We start from the raw sequence: 16,938 nt of genomic DNA on the forward strand, positions 1-16,938 counted from the left end.
CGAGCTTGCCTCACCGCCTTGCCTCACGATGTATCGCGATGCCGGCGGCGACCAACGCAATGCCGGTCATCTCCGTCCGGCCGGGCAGCTGATGCAGCACCACCGCGCCGACCACGCAGGCCGTGGCGGGCAGCAAGGCCAGCAGCATGGCGAAAGTAGCCCGTGGCAACCGCGCCATCGCCAGCTGGTCGCACACGTACGGTATGACCGATGAGGTCACACCCACGCCAATGCCGGCCGCAAGCAGCGGCAGGCTGAGCATCGCCGGCACGGCCGGGCGGATGCCGATCAGCGTGACCACCGCCAGCGCCACCAGCATCGCGGCCGCCAGGCGATCGATGGCGCTGCCGCCGCCATCGTTTGCCACCCGATGACCGAGCACGATGTACAACGTGAACAGCGCGCAGTTGGCGAACGCGAACACGAAACCGAGCGGCGCACCGGCGAGGCGCAAATGGGTGAGAAACCATACGCCGGCGACGACCAGCGCGAGCGCCACCACATTGCGCTGTGTGCGCAGTCCGGCCAACGCCAGTGCGATCGGCCCCAGAAACTCGATCGCGCCGACCGTTGCCAGCGGCAGATGGTCGATCGCCAGATAGAAGCAGGCATTCATGCCGCCGAGCACGACGCCCAGCCCCACGACGTTCCATCGTGCCTCCGCATTCATTCGCAGGAAATGGCGCCACGGCCGCCGCCACACGGCAAAGATCAGTGCGGCGCTGGCGATCCGCAGCCACGCGACGCCAAGCGGCTCGACGCGGGCGAACAACAGCACGGCAAACGCCGGGCCGAGGTAGTGGAAGATCGCGCTAGCCACGAAATACAGCTGCGGGGGCGGCGCGAAGCGTGGTATCGGCGATGTGGTCGACTGCTTGTTCATGGCCTCCTATTTTGCAAGTAATCGGCGCATCATCCATGCATAATCCAAGGTATTAGCCAACCATTTTTCATTTTTGCCAGGTTAAGTGAACGATATGCTTCAGATTTCCAGCCTCGCCTCGGACCCGCGCAATATCGAGCTGCTGAAAGCGCTTCAGGAAGACCCGCGCCAGCCGGTGAGCAAGCTCGCCAGCCGCATCGGCATGTCCGCGCCGGCGGTGAAGGAACGGCTCACGCGACTGGAGGAAACCGGAGTAATCCGCGGCTACGGGATCGATCTGGACCCGAAGGCCCTCGGCTGGCCGATCACGGCATATGTGCGCGTGCGTCCCATACCCGGGCAATTGTCGAAGATCGCCGAACTCGCACAGAAGATGCCGCAGGTTGTGGAGTGCCACCGCGTCACCGGCGAGGACTGCTTCATCATCAAGGTGTACCTGGATGCGCTGGAAAATCTCGACCTGATCCTCGACCGTTTCCTGCGCTACGGCCAGACCACCACCTCGATCGTGCAGTCCACCCCGGTGCCACTGCGCGCCCCGCCACTGCCTGGCAAGGGCGGCAGTGACCGGTAAGCGCGCTACAAGAGCCTGCCGCTTTCTGGCACCATCGACCGGTTATCCGCGCCTCGCGCATCACTTTTCAAGACGTCGTCCATGAACCTGCAAGCCAATTACGAACAGATCCCGCTGAAGGAATACGCCGAGCGGGCCTATCTCGATTACTCGATGTACGTGGTGCTGGACCGCGCGCTGCCGTTCGTCGGCGACGGCCTCAAGCCGGTACAGCGGCGCATCATCTACGCGATGAGCGAGCTGGGCCTGGCATCCACCGCCAAACCGAAGAAATCCGCGCGCACCATCGGCGACGTGATCGGCAAGTTCCATCCGCACGGCGACAGCTCTAGCTACGAAGCGATGGTGCTGATGGCGCAACCGTTCTCGTATCGTTATCCGCTGGTCAATGGCCAGGGCAACTTCGGTTCGCCGGATGACCCGAAAAGCTTCGCCGCGATGCGCTACACGGAGTCCAAGCTCAGCCCGATCGCCGAAGCACTGCTGGGCGAACTGGGCCACGGCACGGTCGACTGGGTACCGAACTTCGACGGCACGCTGGAAGAACCGAGCTGGCTGCCGGCACGCGTGCCGCACGTGCTGCTGAACGGCTCGATGGGCATTGCGGTGGGCATGGCCACCGACATCCCGCCGCACAACCTGCGCGAGCTGGTGACCGCCTGCATCCGACTGCTGGATGAACCGGACGCCACCGTCGCCGACCTTTGCGAACACGTGCTTGCCCCGGACTACCCGACCGAAGCGGAAATCATCACCCCGCGTGCCGACCTGCTGGCGATGTACCAGACCGGCGGTGGTTCAGTGCGCGCCCGCGCCGTGTTCCAGCGCGAAGAAGGCAACATCGTGATCACCGCGTTGCCGCACCAGGTCAGCCCGTCGAAGATCCTCGAACAGATCGCCGCGCAGATGCGCGCCAAGAAACTGCCGATGATCGAGGATCTGCGCGACGAATCCGATCACGAAAACCCGATCCGGCTGGTGATCGTGCCGCGCTCGAACCGCGTCGATGCCGACGAAACCATGCAGCACCTGTTCGCCACCACGGACATGGAGAAGAGCTTCCGCGTCAACCTCAACATGATCGGCCTGGATGGCCGGCCGCAGGTGAAGGACCTCAAGCGCATCCTCACCGAATGGCTGAGCTTCCGCACCAGCACGGTCACCCGGCGCCTGGAACACCGCCTGGCCAAGGTCGATCGCCGGCTGCACCTGCTTGAAGGCCTGCACACCGCCTACCTCAACCTCGATGAAGTGATCCGCATCGTGCGCAGCGAGGACGAGCCGAAGCCGGTGCTGATGGCGCGTTTCCGGCTCAGCGAGGAGCAGACCGACTACATCCTCGAAACCCGTTTGCGCCAGCTGGCGCGACTGGAAGAAATGAAGATCAACGCCGAGCGCGACCAGCTCGAGGAGGAGCGCGCCAAGCTCAACGTGCTGCTGAAATCGCCAGCCAAGCTGAAGAGCCTGATCAAGCAGGAACTGAGTGCTGACGCCGAAAAATTCGGCGACGAGCGCCGCTCGCCATTGGTCGAGCGCGAAGTCGCCCAGGCACTGGATGAAAGCGCACTGGTCGCCAGCGAGCCGGTCACCGTGGTGCTCAGCCAGAAGGGCTGGGCCCGCGCCGCGAAGGGCCACGATATCGACGCCGACGGCCTCAACTATCGCGAGGGCGACGGCCTGCTTGCCGCGGTGAAGGCGCGCACCACCCAGCAGGTCGCCTTCATCGATTCCACCGGCCGCAGTTACTCCACCCCCGCCCATACACTGCCGTCGGCCCGCGGCAACGGCGAGCCGTTGACCGGCCGCTTCAGTCCGACTGCCGGCGCCAGTTTCGACGCGGTAATCGCCGGCGACAACGACACCCGGCTGATCCTCGCCACCGACTTCGGCTACGGCTTCGTGAGCCGTTTCGAATCGCTCACCAGCCGCAACAAGGCAGGCAAGCAGATCATCAGCCTCAGCGACAAGGCGAAGGTGCTGGCCCCGCAGGTCAGCACCGACCCCGCCCGCGACCGCATCGTGGTGGTCACCACTGAAGGCCACCTGCTGATGTTCTCGGTGGCCGAACTGCCCGAACTGGACAAGGGCAAGGGCAACAAGCTGATCGAGATCCCCAAGGCAAAACTGGTCGCCGGCGACGAGCGCGTGGCCGGCGTCGCCGTGGTCAGCGAAGGCAAGGGCGAAGTCACCTTGTACGCCGGCCAGCGCAAGCTCACCCTGCGCTGGTCCGACCTGGTCGAATACGGCGGCACCCGCGCCAGCCGGGGCGGCCTGCTGCCGCGCGGCTTGCGCCGTGTCGAGCGGATCGAAACCAGCGCCTGAGCGGCTTCCCCCTGCGGTCGGATTCGCCAGGAGCTACGTTGGTGGGAGCGACTTCAGTCGCGATGCTCTTCTTCCCGAGCCTCAAGAGAAGAGCATCGCGACTGAAGTCGCTCCTACAGTCGCTCCTGCGGTCGCCGCCACCACCCGGAACGGCAGGAACTTGTCGGCGTGCGGATTTTCCAACATGGATGTGCACGCCAACGCCGCATCGCGCGTTGAACACGTGACAACCCCGGAGTACGCATGAATATCCAACGGTTCCTCCCCGCCCTGTTGGCCACTCTGCTAACCACCTCGGCGTGGGCGCAGACGACTGGCAAGCCGCTCAACCTCAAACTGCCACCCAGCGATATCCCCGCGCCCAGCACGACCACGGCCAAACCCGCCAGCAGTGCGCCTGGCGTGTACTACGGCGATACCAGCGGACGCATGGGCAATGCCGAGGTCGCCATCGACAACCAGCCCGACTGCGACGACTACACCTATAACCAGGCCCAGATGCACGGCAGCGTCGGCATGGGCGTGGTCAGCGGCAACCACATGAGCGGCAACTACCAGACCGGCACGGTGAACATCAGCAAGGCATTCGGTGATTGCGATCACCCCACCGGCGGTATCAGTATCTCCGTTGGCGCCGGCAGCGACCATTTCAACGGTCGGCGCGGGCGCTGAGCGACAGCCACACCCACGGGGAGGTAGCCGATGCACGGCGAATACAAGATGCCCGGCGGCAAGCTCGTGGTCATCGACCTCGATGTGCGTGACGGCCGCCTCGCAAACGTACAGCTCAGTGGTGATTTTTTCCTTGAGCCCGATAGCGCGCTGCACGCGATCAATGCCGCGCTGCAGGACCAGCCGGAACATGCCAGCGAAGCGCAACTCGCCACTGTGGTGAACCGCGCACTGCCTGCCGACGTGATGATGTATGGTCTTTCCCCGCAAGCCGTCGCGGTCGCCGTGCGCCGCGCCTTGAACCAGGGAACCCGGGGGCACGATGCGTACCGACTGGCGTGATCACCACTGGCAGTTGCTGCATACCACCCCGCAATCCCCGTCGCTGCACATGGCGCTGGACGACGTGCTTACCCACGAGGTTGGCGCCGGCCACCGAGCCCCGACCCTGCGCATCTGGGAATGGGCCGCCTCGGCGGTGGTTATCGGACGCTTCCAGTCATTGCGCAACGAGGTCGACACCGACGCCGCTCGACGCCACGGCATCGAAGTGGTACGCCGGGTCAGCGGCGGCGGCGCGATGTTCATCGAACCGGGCAACACGATCACCTATTCGATCTACGCACCGCAGTCGCTGATCAAGGGGCTGTCGTTCCAGGAAGCGTATGCCTTCCTCGACGAATGGGTGCTGGAAGCGCTTGGCGAACTGGGTATCGAGGCGTGGTACCAGCCACTCAACGACATCACCTCCGCCGGGGGCAAGATCGCCGGCGCCGCCCAGGTGCATCGCGGCGGCGCGGTGCTGCACCACGTCACCATGGCCTACGACATCGATGCGGCGAAGATGCTGGAAGTGCTGCGCATCGGCCGCGAAAAACTCTCCGACAAGGGCACCGCCAGCGCCGCCAAGCGCGTCGACCCCCTGCGCAGCCAGACCGGGCTGCCGCGCGAGGCGGTGATCGAACGGATGATCGCCACCTTCCGCAGGCTGCACGGCCTCAGCGACGGCATCCTGCAGCCCGCAGAACGGGCCCGCGCCGAAGTGCTGGCGAAGGAGAAGTTCTCCAGTCCGGCTTGGCTGGCGGACGTGGCCTAGCGGCTCTACAGCCGCGTATACGACCACGACTGCATGCGACCATCCTGATACGGCATCACGCCATGAAACGGGCGCGGATCGGCATCGAACACCAGCGGCAGGAAGTGGCGATCGCCCTCCCACATCGGCAGCGTCATCAGGCGCTCCAGCGCCACCCATTCGAGCGTGCCTTCGGGGTTGGTCGTCAATGGCGTGCCGCTGTAGCGGTCGATCAGGAAGATGAAACCCAGCCAGTCCTCGCCCTGTTTGCCGAAACCCGGCCAATTCAGCGTGCCACGCAGCGTCATCGACTCGCAGGTGATGCCGGCCTCTTCCAGAATCTCGCGCTGCATGCAGGCGGCAATGTCCTCGTTCGTCTCCATCTTGCCGCCGAGGCCGTTGTACTTTCCAAGGTGCTGGTCGTCCGGGCGGGCATTGCGATGGATCATCAGCACCTCGCTGCCATCGGGCGACAGCACGTAACCGAGGGTTGCCACTATTGGCGTATAGGGCATGACGGGGCACCGGGGAAAACGTCAAGTTTAACGGGAGGCAGGCCTGCACGCGGAAGTGCTCGCTGAACACGCGCGGGCTTGCACCGGCGCGGCGGGCCGGCGACCATCGACGGATGTATCCATCTGTTTCCCTCCCCTCACGTCATCCCGCCGGCTGGCGATGGCTCGCGCTGTTGCTTCCCATGCTTTTCGCGAGCCTGCCGGCCTGCGCGCCGCAGGCACAGGCGCTGGACAGCGGCGAACTGGCGTTCGAGGGGCAGAACTACCGCGTGGTGCACCTGAACCTCAAACGCGAGCAGTTGAGCCTGCACTGGCGCGAACCGCAAGGCAGCGCGCCGTTCAGCAGCATCGAGTCACTGCGCCAGTGGGGCGAGGCACACGGCCAGCGGTTGTTGTTCGCCACCAACGCCGGTATCTACGATCACAAGTTCGCACCGCTCGGCCTGTACGTGGAGAACGGCAAAACCGTGGTGCCACTGAACCTGGTGCATGGCAACCCGGCCTCGGGCAATTTTTCGCTGCTGCCGAACGGCGTGTTCGCAATCTATCCCGATGGCCATGCGGCCGTGCGTACCAGTGCTGCGTTCAAAGCCGAAGGCAAAACCGCCCAGTGGGCCACCCAGTCCGGCCCGATGTTGCTGATCGACGGCAAGCTCAACGAGCAGTTCATCGATGATTCGTCCAGCCTCAAATGGCGCAGCGGTGTTTGCGCGAGAACCCCGACCGAAGTCGTGTTTGCAGTGAGCGAGGCGCCCGTGAATTTCCATACGTTTGGACGGCTATTCCGCGACCGGCTTGGTTGTCGTGATGCCTTGTACCTGGATGGCAGCATCTCCCAACTGTACGTCGATGGCAAAGGCTACGCCGGCGCGCCGGCCTTCATGGTCAAGCCCTACGCCGGCATCTTCGCGGTGTTTGGCAAGCGATGATCGCCCCACGCCGCCGACGCCTTTGGCGAATCCTGCTGGCCGCGCTGGCGATCGTGTTGTTGTTCGCGTTCGTGGCGGGATGGTGGCTGCTCGCCGGCAGCCGCGCGCGGCTCGATGGAGAGCGCCCGGCGGCCGGACTCACCGCAACGGTCAGCATCGAGCGCGACGCACTCGGAACCACCACCATCGAAGCGCGCAACCGCAGCGACATCAGCTACGCACTGGGCTACGTGCATGCGCAGGAACGCTTCTTCGAGATGGACCTGATGCGCCGCGTGAGCGCCGGCGAACTTTCCGCACTGGTCGGTCCCGCCGCGCTGAAGGTCGATCTCAATCACCGCCGTCACCGCCTGCGTGCCGTCGTCGTGGCCGCCTATGCGCAACTGCCACCGGTGCAGCGGCACGAACTCGACCGCTACCGCGACGGCGTCAACGCCGGCCTCGCCGACCTGCGCGTGCGACCGTGGGAATACCTGCTGCTGGGCAGCCGACCACAACCGTGGCGATCGGAAGACAGCGCGTTGGTGATCGCGGCGATGTACCTGGATCTGAACAGCGACGGCCGCAACGAACGCGAGCTGCGCATGGCCGAAATGCGCGCCACCCTGCCCGGCCCGCTGGTGGATTTTCTGCTGGCGCCGGATCCCGACTGGGAGGCGCCGCTGAAGGGCCGGCTGTCGCGCTCGTCGGTCATCCCCGCCGCCGGTATCTTCGATCTGCGTCATCTCGCATCGACCGGATCGTCGGCGGCACTGGCTGTCGCGCTGGCACCCGCGCTCGACGCACCGCGCCCCGGCAGCAACAGCTTTGCGGTGGCCGGCGCGCTCACCGCCACCGGCGCGGCGATGCTGGCCAACGACATGCACCTCGGCCTGCGGGTGCCGAACATCTGGTTCCGCACGCGCCTGCGGTATCCCGACCCGGCCGCGCCGAACGGCCAGCGCGACGTCAACGGCGTCAGCCTGCCTGGCACGCCGGCGATCATCGTCGGCTCCAACGGCCAGATCGCGTGGGGTTTCACCAACAGTTACGGCGACTGGCAGGACTGGGTACGCGTATTGCGCGATCCCGCCGATGCCAGCCGCTACAAGGTGCCCGACGGCTGGGCAAAAATCGAATCCCACGACGAACACATCCAGGTCAAGGGCCAGCCGGACACCATCCTCAAGGTCGAAGACACCCGTTGGGGCCCGATCATGGGCAAGGATGCCGACGGCACGCCGCTGGCGCTGGCGTGGATCGCCGGTCGGCCGCGCGGCTACAACCTCGACTTGATGCAACTGGAGCACATGCCGGACGTGTCCGCGGCCCTGGACCTGGCACCGAAACTCGGCATGCCGCCGCAAAACCTGCTCGTCGCCGATCGCGCCGGGCATGTGGGCTGGACCATCGCCGGCAACAGCATCCCGTTGCGCGCCGGCATCGATCCGCTGCTGCCGTCGGACTGGTCGAAACCGGGCACCGGCTGGCAGGGCTGGGCCGCACCCGCGCAGTACCCACGCCTGGAGAACCCGACCGACGGTCGCTTGTGGACGGCCAACAACCGCACCATCGACGGCGATGCACTGGCCCTGCTCGGCAATGGTGGCCACGATCTCGGCGCGCGTGCGCAGCAGATCCGCGACGACCTGCGTGCCCGCGCCAGCTTCACCCCGGGCGATCTGCTCGACATCCAGCTCGACAATCGCGCTGCGTTCCTGGCCCGCTGGCAACGCCTGCTGCAACAAACCCTCGTCGACAACAAGGATCCCGCATTGCAGTCGCTGCGCCAGCTCACGACAACCTGGCGCGGCCGCGCCGCCGTCGACAGCGTCGATTACCGGCTGGTGCGCGCCTTCCGCACCCGCGTCAGCGAGTCCGTACTGGCGCCCTTCGCCGCCCGGGTTAAACAGCGCTACCCGGACTTCAGCTGGCCCGGCGAGAACAGTGCCGAGGGAGCGGTGTGGGCGATGATCCATCAGCAACCGGCGCAATTGCTCGACCCGAAATACCCTGACTGGCACACCCTGCTCGTCGACGCCGCCAAACAGGTGGTGAGCGAACTCGGCCAGCAACCCGGCGGTCTCGCCGCCCGCAGTTGGGGCGAGCACAACCGCGCCGACATCAAACATGCGCTGTCTGCCGCGCTGCCGGGCTGGCTGGGTCGTTTCATCGACATGCCCGACCAGCCACTGGCTGGCGACAACAACATGCCACACGTCGCCGCCCCCGGGTTCGGCGCCTCCGAACATCTGGATGTGTCGCCCGGCCACGAAGCGGACGGCATCCTCAACATGCCCGGCGGCCAGAGCGACAACCCGCTGTCGCCCTACTTCGGTGCCGGGCACGAGGACTGGGTCAATGGCCGACCCACGCCACTGCTGCCGGGACCGCCGCAACACAAGCTGACCTTGCAACCCGGTGCCCATTGACAACGCATGCACGCAAGCAGTTGCGGATGCCAGCCCGCTTGCCAGCACTCAACGCCACCTTCATGCTGCGAAACGCACCATGACGCGGTGATGTTCCCTTCGAATCGACGCACAGGTGATACAGGATGGTTTACCCATGAGTGTCAGCAGCCCCGCCGAGCGTGACGAGCTGAATCAGCTGTTGCAGCAGACCGGTCGTAACGACCAGAAGGCGTTTGCCGAGCTGTACAAGCGCACCTCGTCCAAGCTGTTCGGCGTGTGCCTGCGCATGTTGCGCGATCGTGGTGAGGCTGAGGAAGTGCTGCAGGAAACCTACACCACGGTGTGGCGCCGCGCCGGCAGCTTCGATGCGAGTCGGGCCAGTGCGATCACCTGGCTGGTCACGCTGTCGCGCAACAAGGCGATCGATCGCCTGCGCCAGCATCGTGAAGAGCTGCTGGACGATCCGGCACGGCTGGACGAAACACCGGACGAGCAGCCCACGCCGGCGGCCGATGCGGAAACCAGTCAGGAGTATCAGCGTCTGCAGCACTGTCTGGATGAACTGGAGCCGCAACAGCAGAGTTCGGTGCGTGAAGCCTTTTTCACCGGAGCTACGTATAACGAATTGGCGACACGCTGCAAGGTGCCGCTCGGAACCATGAAAAGCTGGATCCGCCGCAGCCTGATGCAACTCCGCACGTGCCTGGACTCATGAACACGCTTATCGACGACGGCAACCACAACCTGCGCTACGCCGAGTACGTGCTTGGCGTGCTCGACGCCGATACGCGCGCCGAAGTGGCGCACGAAGTGCTGAGCTCGGGCGAAGCCGCCACCGCGGTGGCCTTGTGGCAGCGCCGCCTGATCCCGCTGGCCGACACGATCCATGACGTCGCGCCGGCCCCGTATGTGTGGGCGCGGATTCACGACGCCCTGCAGCTGGATGCGCCAGCCAGGATACCCGTGGCACAACCGCGCAGCGGACTGTGGAACAACCTGCCGCTATGGCACTGGCTCGGCATCGGAGCCAGCGCGCTGGCCGTGGCGCTGCTCGTGGTGGTCTCGCTGCCCCGGCCCACCACTACACCGACCGTGGTCAACGCCGGCTACATGGCCTCGACCATCCAGCAGGACAACGGCACCACCGGCTGGACCGCCACCATGGATCTGCAGCACGCGCGCATGGTCGTGGTGCCGGCGACGCCGGTGGCATTCGAGCCGGGGCGTGCGCCGGAACTGTGGCTGATCCCGGCCGGTGAAAAACCCATCTCGGTGGGCATGATCGCGCGCGACAAGCCCACCACGATCGCGCTCGATCCTGCCTTGCTGGCTCGACTCGGGCCGACCGCGGCGCTCGCCGTGTCGGTGGAACCGACCGGCGGCTCGCCGACTGGCCAGCCGACCGGTGCGGTGATCGCCAAGGGCGCGATCGGTGCGGCGCCGGATGCCGGCGGCAAGGTGGCCCTTGTCGGAAACGTGCGAACCGATCGAACCCAGGCCTGACAGGTCTGCGTCCGCGATGAGCACGGCCATCGTCCTGTTCCGGCGCGACCTGCGCCTGGTCGACAACCCCGCCTTGAGCGCGGCGTGTGAGACACATGCGCAGGTGCTGCCGGTGTATGTCCACGCACCCGGCGAGGAAGGCGCATGGCCAGCCGGCGCCGCCAGCCGCTGGTGGATGCACCATTCGCTGGCCGCGCTGGATGCACAGCTGCGCACACACCACGCCGTGCTGCACCTGCGCCACGGCGACACGCTTAAGCAGTTGCGCCAACTGATCCGCCACAGCGGCGCCAGCGCGGTTTACTGGAACCGGCTGTACGAACCGGCGTCGATCGCGCGCGACATGCAGATCAAAAGTGCGCTGCGCGAGGAAGGTATCGAGGTGCACAGCCACAACGCGGCGTTGTGGTGCGAGCCATGGACGATCGCCACGCAGCAAGGCGATCCCTACAAGGTGTTCACGCCGTACTGGCGCAATCTGCGGTCGCAATGGCAGGCGGCCGAACCGCTGCCCAAACCCGCCTTGCATGGCTGGCGCGAACTGCCCGACGGTGTGCCATTGGAAGCATTCGATCTGCTGCCGCGCATCGACTGGGATACCGGCTTGGCCGAAACCTGGCAGCCCGGCGAACGCGGTGCGCAGGAGATGCTGGAAATCTTCGCCGACGATGCCATCGGCGATTACGCGCACGCGCGCGACCTGCCCGCACGACACGGCACCTCGCGGTTGTCACCGCACCTGCATTTCGGCGAGATCTCGCCACGGCAGATCCACTTCGAACTCGATCGCCGCGCACACGCGATGGACGTCAAACGCCGGCCCGACATCGAGCCTTATCTGCGCGAGCTTGGCTGGCGCGAGTTCGCCCATCACCTGCTGTTCCATTTTCCGCATACGCCCACCGAGAACTTCAATCCACGCTTCGCCAACTTTCGCTGGAACGCGCCGGACGATGCCGTGCTGGCGCGCTGGCAACAAGGCCGCACCGGCATCCCGCTGGTCGACGCCGGCATGCGCGAGTTGTGGCATACCGGCTGGATGCACAACCGCGTGCGCATGATCGTCGCCAGCTTCCTGACCAAGAACCTGCGCCAGCACTGGCATCACGGCGCACGCTGGTTCTGGGACACCCTGGTCGACGCCGACCTCGCCAACAACACGCTGGGTTGGCAATGGGTGGCCGGCTGCGGTGCCGATGCCGCACCGTACTTCCGCGTGTTCAATCCGGTGACGCAATCAAAGAAGTTCGATCCCGACGGCATCTATCTGCGCCGCTGGCTGCCCGAACTGGCCGACGCGTCGACCGCCCTGCTACACGAACCGTGGAAGGATCCCGCCCTGCTCAAGCGCAGCGGCTATCCCGCACCGATGGTGGATCTGGCCGCCTCGCGACAAGACGCACTGGTTGCCTACAGGCAACGCGGTTGAACGCACGGAGCAAGGAGCACATCGCTCAGTCGACTATCCACAGTTTGGCGCCCGCCTCGGTGCAAGAGCGGTGCGGTTCGGCATTGTCCGCCACCTGGTAACTCATGCCGGGCTTGAGCGTAAACGTGCGACCGTCGTCGAGCTCGGTGTGCAACTCGCCCTCCAGGCAGAAGAGGATGTGGCCTTTACTGCACCAGTGATCGGCGACATAGCCCGGCGTGTACTCGACCATTCGAACCCTGATGCTTCCGAAATGCTGTGTACGCCAGTAGGCCACGCCGGATTCGCCCTTGTGCTCGGTTGGTTCGATCAATGACCAGTCGGTAGTGCCGAACGGGATGCCTGACATTTGCACGGCCTGCGCCTCGTGATTTGAGTGTCTGGCGCTGAAGTCTAGCGGCGGCGCAGCCATCTGCCTTACTGCCAAGCATCGAATACGAGATACAGGCAGGAATATCTACGAAGTTCGCGAGCCATTCGGTGCCCGAAAATCTCGCTTGCCACACGAGATTTTTTGCACCTTGAGCAGTGATGCCGATGCGCCATTCATCGGCCGATCCGCGTCAACGTCGCCACGAAATTCGGCTCCCAGGTCTTGCCGTGATCATCGGAGTAGGCCTGCTCGAATCGGTGCGAATCCGGTTTGATGTCCGACCAGAGATTGCGCACCAGGATGATCCGGCCCTGATACGGCTGCTGCGAGATGAATTCGCCGCGGCGGTTGCTGAACTCGCCGATTGCCGGCGGCTCCAGCGTGCCGGTATCGCGATCGGCAAACGCCTGGCTCCACTGGTGCGATTGCGGGTGGTAGAGAAACAGCGTCAGTCCCTCGAAATGGCCGGACGGACCGCTGGCCTGGATATGTTCCAGCATCTCGCCGTCGTAGATCTTCCGTTCGTCCACCGTGCCTTCGAGTTCGACCCAGCGGGTCGAGCCTGTCAGCGGATGCTGCAGGCTGCGAATGTGGGTATGCCAGCGACCGACGTTGAAATCGAAGTCATGTGTGCCATCACGATGTTCGGCTGCCACCGCGGCATGCGTGCCGGATACGGCAGCGGCAGGCACGGGCCGGGCCACCGTGCCTGGATGGGCCTGACCGAAAACCGGGCCAGAGCCGAAGACAAAGGCGGCCGTTGCACATGCAGCAAACAGACCCGGGATCTTGTGTGTCATGGCCTCGCCTCGCGTGTATGGGATCAGATGCGAGGAAAACTAGATGACCAAGTGGTTCTGTTGAATAGCCACTTTTATTCATGTTCACATAACCACTTTGGGATCGGAGACGAAATGCTTCGCCGCCTGCGTCCTTTCCCGATGACAATCGACCCGGCAATGACATGCCAGGCTCGGCACTGGTTTCGGCGGCCGATCCTCGATGGTCTGCAGCGTCCATCAGGCGTTAGCATCAGAGGCTTCGTTTCGATGCTGGAGATTTTCGTGTCCCCATTCTCCGATCCTAAAGCGGTTGCCCGATACGCCGAAGGTCCGGCCAGGCAGGTTCCAGGCTTTCGCGATCTTCAACAGATGGCGATGCTCCTGCTTGCCGAGGTCGTTCCCGAAGATGGTCGTGTGCTGGTGCTCGGCGCCGGCGGCGGCCTGGAATTGAAAGTATTCGCCGAAGCGCAACCTGGATGGCACTTCACCGGCGTCGATCCGTCCGCCGAGATGCTGAAGCTGGCCGATGCCACGCTGGGCCCGCTCGCCTCGCGTGTCGACTTGATCGAGGGCACGATCGATGCGGCGCCGGAGGATCTCTTCGATGGCGCTACCTGCCTGCTGACCCTGCATTTCCTGTCGATCGAGGAACGCCTGCACACGCTCGGGGCGTTGCGACGTCGCCTGACGCCGGGCGCGCCGCTCGTGGTTGCCCATCACAGCTTTCCCCAAGACGAATCCGAGAAGAGGCGCTGGCTGGAGCGATACGCCGCCTTCGCGGTGTCATCCGGGATCAGCGAGCCGAATGCGAGCAGTGCGATCGAGGCGATCGCTGCTCGGCTGCCCTTGCTCAGCCCGGAGCAGGAGGTTGCGCTGCTGCAGGAGGCGGGCTTCGGAACTGTTGAACTGTTCTACGCGGGCTTTACGTTCAAGGGGTGGGTGGCTTACGCGCCGTCGTAGAAAACCTTGACCGAGGTCGTAATCGACCATTCACAAGCATGGGAAAAAGTGCTTTCAGCCATGGGTTTCGCACGTCTGGATTGTTCTCTTCCCTGGTCAGAACAACGCCGGACCGGATGGATAAAGCATCGAAAACCTGTATCGACGGCGACACGACGAACCAGGAGGCCCTCAGAACTGCTTTGCCAGGAGGGTGAAACCCTGACGGACGTAATAAGCCAGCGGGTGCGCCGCGTTGCCCTGTTTCCATTTTTCCAGGGCCAGTCGCAATGTACCCATCGCCACCATCGCGACCAGCCGAAGCCCTTCCCGTCGTCCCGGTGAAGGCCACAGTTCGCACATCGCTTCCAGCAGGATCTGCTCTGCTTCGACGAAAACCGCCTCCTTGCGTGCACGGAGCGCTTCGGTCGATTGCATCAGGCGGTCGAAGACGATGGACTCTTTCGTCTCGTAGCGTGAGGCGATCTTGGCCAGGCAATTCTTGACGGCACGGAGGGGAGCCTGGTCGGGTGACTCTTCGAGCATCGCCGGCCTCAACCCTTTCCGAAACCCGCTGTCGTGCGCGGCCAGCAGAATGCCCTCCTTGGACTTGAAATAGTAGAAGAAGGTCCGACGCGAAATGCCGGCGGCCTCCGCGATGGCATCGAGCGTGGTGGCTTCGTAGCCGTTCTTCACGAACAGTTTCAAACCCTTTTCGATGATCCGTCCCGAGGTTTCACGTCGCTTGCGTTCGCGCAGGCCCGGTGGTTTTTCTGACGCGTGTTCCATCTTGTTTTCTCCGCGGCCTTGCAAAATTTGCACTGCATGCAATAATAATTTGCACTGAGTGCGATTTTATAACAGATCGGCGGCATGTCTCAAGAGAAAGTCCTTACGTTGCAGGCGCTTCGCCGCTTGGCGAACTTGCCAGCGAGGCAAATGGCGACATTTTCTCCGGCAGCTCGTTGATCACAGCGATAAGGAGTTTTCCTTTGATTTACGATGTCTTGATTGCCGGAGCCGGCCCCGTGGGCTTGTTTCTCGCCTGTGAGCTGCGCCTCGCCGATCTCTCGGTGCTGGTCCTGGAGCAAGCCGAAGACCCACGCTCCCCCTTGAAGCGTCTTCCGTTCGGCATACGCGGACTTTCCGCGCCCACCCTCGAAGCATTCCATCGCCGCGGGTTGCTGAACGACATCGCGCCACCGCAACGCGCAAAAGATGGCGCGGCTGACAGCCGCATTGCGGCGGCCGCGCACTGGATGCAACAGCCGCGCCTTCCGGGCGGCCACTTCGCCGGCATCCAGTTCTACCTCGACAACGTCGACACCTCGAAGTGGCCGTATCGCCTGCCCGGTGCAGCCGGCAACAGCCTGGCGGTAGAGATGGAGTCCCTCGAATCCGCCCTGGCCGATCGCGCAAGCACGCTGGGGGTCGAGATCAGGCGCGGCTGCAGCGTCGAAGGCTTCGATCCATCGGACCAAGACGTGACCATTCGCGCGGGTGGCGAGACGTTTCTCGCGCGCTGGCTTGTCGGGTGTGATGGCGGCCGCAGCAAGATTCGCAAAGTGGGCGGCTTCGAGTTTTCCGGTACCGATCCCGAGTTCACCGGCTATTCCGCGGAAGTGGAAATGACCGATCCGGATGGGCTCAGTCCCGGCCGGCACTACACGCCGACCGGCATGTATACCTACTCGCGACCCGGGACGATCGCGATGATCGAGTTCGACGGAGGCGCTTTCCACCGAACCGAACCGATCACGCTTGAGCACGTGCAAGCGGTACTGCGTCGTATCTCCGGTACGGACGTGACGTTGACCGCCCTCCGGCTTGCCTCGACGTGGACGGATCGCACCTGTCAGGCAACCAGTTACCGCAGGGGACGGGTGCTGCTCGCTGGCGATGCGGCGCACATCCATTCTCCGCTGGGCGGTCAGGGGCTAAACCTCGGGCTTGGCGATGCGATGAACCTTGGCTGGAAGCTGGCTTCCACCATTCGTGGCGACTCGCCGGTCGGCTTGCTCGACAGCTATACGAGCGAACGGCATCCGGTGGGCGCGCAGGTTCTGGACTGGTCGCGAGCCCAGGTTGCGATCATGCGGCCGAGCCGGAGTTCGCGCGCGCTCGAAGCCATTATTCGCGACCTCATCGACAAGCGCGACGGCGCGACCTATTTCGCTGAACGCGTATGGGGTGTTTCTCTCCGCTACGACCTGGGCGGCAGCCACCCGCTGGTGGGGCGCAGCGCTCCCGACTTCGAGTTGGCCGACGGGAGAAAGCTTGGCGATCTCCTCCGGACAGGCAAGGGCCTGTTGCTGGACTTTGACGCGCAGTCACCGCTTCGTGCGTTGGCAAGCCGCTGGCACGGTCGGATCACGTATGTCGCCAGCGACGTCAAGGAACGTCTGGGCTTGAGCGCCGTGCTTTTGCGCCCCGACGGCTCCGTTGCCTGGGCCGGTGACGAAGCTGCCCTCAACCATGAGGAAGCTTCCCAGGCCGCATCGCGATGGTTCGGCGAACCCGAAGAGGTGCGGTGAATCTGTCTGAATGCA

General features: G+C 64.5%; 17 protein-coding genes. 12 read left to right on the top strand and 5 right to left on the bottom strand.

Features of this window, described 5'->3' with window-relative positions; genetic code table 11:
* Positions 1 to 10: 10 nt before the first annotated feature.
* Positions 11 to 883, bottom strand: coding sequence for an EamA family transporter (locus ACPPVV_RS13245; RefSeq protein ID WP_426700359.1), 873 nt, complete (start codon positions 881 to 883; stop codon positions 11 to 13).
* 94 nt (positions 884 to 977) lie between these two features.
* On the opposite strand from ACPPVV_RS13245, the gene ACPPVV_RS13250 reads away from it, so the two are divergent.
* From ACPPVV_RS13250 to ACPPVV_RS13270, 5 genes are all read left to right on the top strand, one after another.
* Positions 978 to 1,457, top strand: a complete 480-nt coding sequence (locus ACPPVV_RS13250; RefSeq protein ID WP_426700360.1) for an Lrp/AsnC family transcriptional regulator — start codon at positions 978 to 980, stop codon at positions 1,455 to 1,457.
* Between the two features lie 81 nt (positions 1,458 to 1,538).
* On the top strand, positions 1,539 to 3,779 hold the full coding sequence (parC, locus tag ACPPVV_RS13255) for a DNA topoisomerase IV subunit A (RefSeq protein ID WP_426700361.1): 2,241 nt from the start codon (positions 1,539 to 1,541) through the stop codon (positions 3,777 to 3,779).
* Positions 3,780 to 4,022: 243 nt separating this feature from the next.
* Positions 4,023 to 4,451 (top strand): hypothetical protein, encoded by a 429-nt coding sequence (locus tag ACPPVV_RS13260; RefSeq protein WP_426700362.1) that lies wholly within the window; start codon positions 4,023 to 4,025, stop codon positions 4,449 to 4,451.
* 30 nt (positions 4,452 to 4,481) lie between these two features.
* A complete protein-coding gene (locus ACPPVV_RS13265; protein ID WP_426700363.1) occupies positions 4,482 to 4,793 on the top strand; it encodes a biotin--protein ligase in 312 nt (103 codons plus the stop codon).
* Positions 4,774 to 5,547, top strand: coding sequence for a lipoate--protein ligase family protein (locus ACPPVV_RS13270; protein ID WP_426700364.1), 774 nt, complete (start codon positions 4,774 to 4,776; stop codon positions 5,545 to 5,547). Before ACPPVV_RS13265 ends, ACPPVV_RS13270 begins: the two co-directional genes overlap by 20 nt.
* 5 nt (positions 5,548 to 5,552) lie before the next feature.
* Here ACPPVV_RS13270 and ACPPVV_RS13275 read toward each other — a convergent pair whose 3' ends face one another.
* Complete coding sequence (locus ACPPVV_RS13275; protein ID WP_426700365.1) at positions 5,553 to 6,041, bottom strand: NUDIX hydrolase; 489 nt, start codon at positions 6,039 to 6,041, stop codon at positions 5,553 to 5,555.
* Positions 6,042 to 6,223: 182 nt separating this feature from the next.
* On the opposite strand from ACPPVV_RS13275, the gene ACPPVV_RS13280 reads away from it, so the two are divergent.
* The 5 genes from ACPPVV_RS13280 (at position 6,224) to ACPPVV_RS13300 (ending at position 12,295) form a co-directional block, all read left to right on the top strand.
* The gene (locus tag ACPPVV_RS13280; protein WP_426700366.1) at positions 6,224 to 6,970 is read left to right on the top strand and encodes a phosphodiester glycosidase family protein; all 747 of its coding nucleotides are present in this window, start codon (positions 6,224 to 6,226) and stop codon (positions 6,968 to 6,970) included.
* The gene (locus ACPPVV_RS13285; protein WP_426700367.1) at positions 6,967 to 9,381 is read left to right on the top strand and encodes a penicillin acylase family protein; all 2,415 of its coding nucleotides are present in this window, start codon (positions 6,967 to 6,969) and stop codon (positions 9,379 to 9,381) included. Before ACPPVV_RS13280 ends, ACPPVV_RS13285 begins: the two co-directional genes overlap by 4 nt.
* Positions 9,382 to 9,517: 136 nt before the next feature.
* Positions 9,518 to 10,078, top strand: a complete 561-nt coding sequence (locus ACPPVV_RS13290; RefSeq protein ID WP_426700368.1) for a sigma-70 family RNA polymerase sigma factor — start codon at positions 9,518 to 9,520, stop codon at positions 10,076 to 10,078.
* Positions 10,075 to 10,866, top strand: coding sequence for an anti-sigma factor (locus tag ACPPVV_RS13295; protein ID WP_426700369.1), 792 nt, complete (start codon positions 10,075 to 10,077; stop codon positions 10,864 to 10,866). Before ACPPVV_RS13290 ends, ACPPVV_RS13295 begins: the two co-directional genes overlap by 4 nt.
* A gap of 16 nt (positions 10,867 to 10,882) precedes the next feature.
* Complete coding sequence (locus tag ACPPVV_RS13300) at positions 10,883 to 12,295, top strand: cryptochrome/photolyase family protein (RefSeq protein WP_426700370.1); 1,413 nt, start codon at positions 10,883 to 10,885, stop codon at positions 12,293 to 12,295.
* 25 nt (positions 12,296 to 12,320) lie between these two features.
* Here the strand turns inward: ACPPVV_RS13300 and ACPPVV_RS13305 are convergent, their stop codons facing one another.
* On the bottom strand, positions 12,321 to 12,707 hold the full coding sequence (locus ACPPVV_RS13305) for a DHCW motif cupin fold protein (protein WP_426700371.1): 387 nt from the start codon (positions 12,705 to 12,707) through the stop codon (positions 12,321 to 12,323).
* Positions 12,708 to 12,841: 134 nt separating this feature from the next.
* Complete coding sequence (locus ACPPVV_RS13310; protein ID WP_426700372.1) at positions 12,842 to 13,468, bottom strand: hypothetical protein; 627 nt, start codon at positions 13,466 to 13,468, stop codon at positions 12,842 to 12,844.
* A 264-nt stretch (positions 13,469 to 13,732) separates the two neighbouring features.
* On the opposite strand from ACPPVV_RS13310, the gene ACPPVV_RS13315 reads away from it, so the two are divergent.
* A complete protein-coding gene (locus tag ACPPVV_RS13315) occupies positions 13,733 to 14,410 on the top strand; it encodes a class I SAM-dependent methyltransferase (protein ID WP_426703234.1) in 678 nt (225 codons plus the stop codon).
* Between the two features lie 171 nt (positions 14,411 to 14,581).
* On the opposite strand, the gene ACPPVV_RS13320 is transcribed toward ACPPVV_RS13315, so the two are convergent.
* Positions 14,582 to 15,211 (bottom strand): TetR/AcrR family transcriptional regulator, encoded by a 630-nt coding sequence (locus ACPPVV_RS13320; RefSeq protein WP_426703235.1) that lies wholly within the window; start codon positions 15,209 to 15,211, stop codon positions 14,582 to 14,584.
* A gap of 170 nt (positions 15,212 to 15,381) precedes the next feature.
* On the opposite strand from ACPPVV_RS13320, the gene ACPPVV_RS13325 reads away from it, so the two are divergent.
* Positions 15,382 to 16,923: an FAD-dependent monooxygenase gene (locus ACPPVV_RS13325; protein WP_426700373.1), complete on the top strand. Its 1,542-nt coding sequence runs from the start codon at positions 15,382 to 15,384 to the stop codon at positions 16,921 to 16,923.
* The last annotated feature ends 15 nt before the right edge of the window (positions 16,924 to 16,938 follow it).

The sequence above is a fragment of the Rhodanobacter sp. Col0626 genome, assembly GCF_049994385.1.
GTDB lineage: Bacteria > Pseudomonadota > Gammaproteobacteria > Xanthomonadales > Rhodanobacteraceae > Rhodanobacter.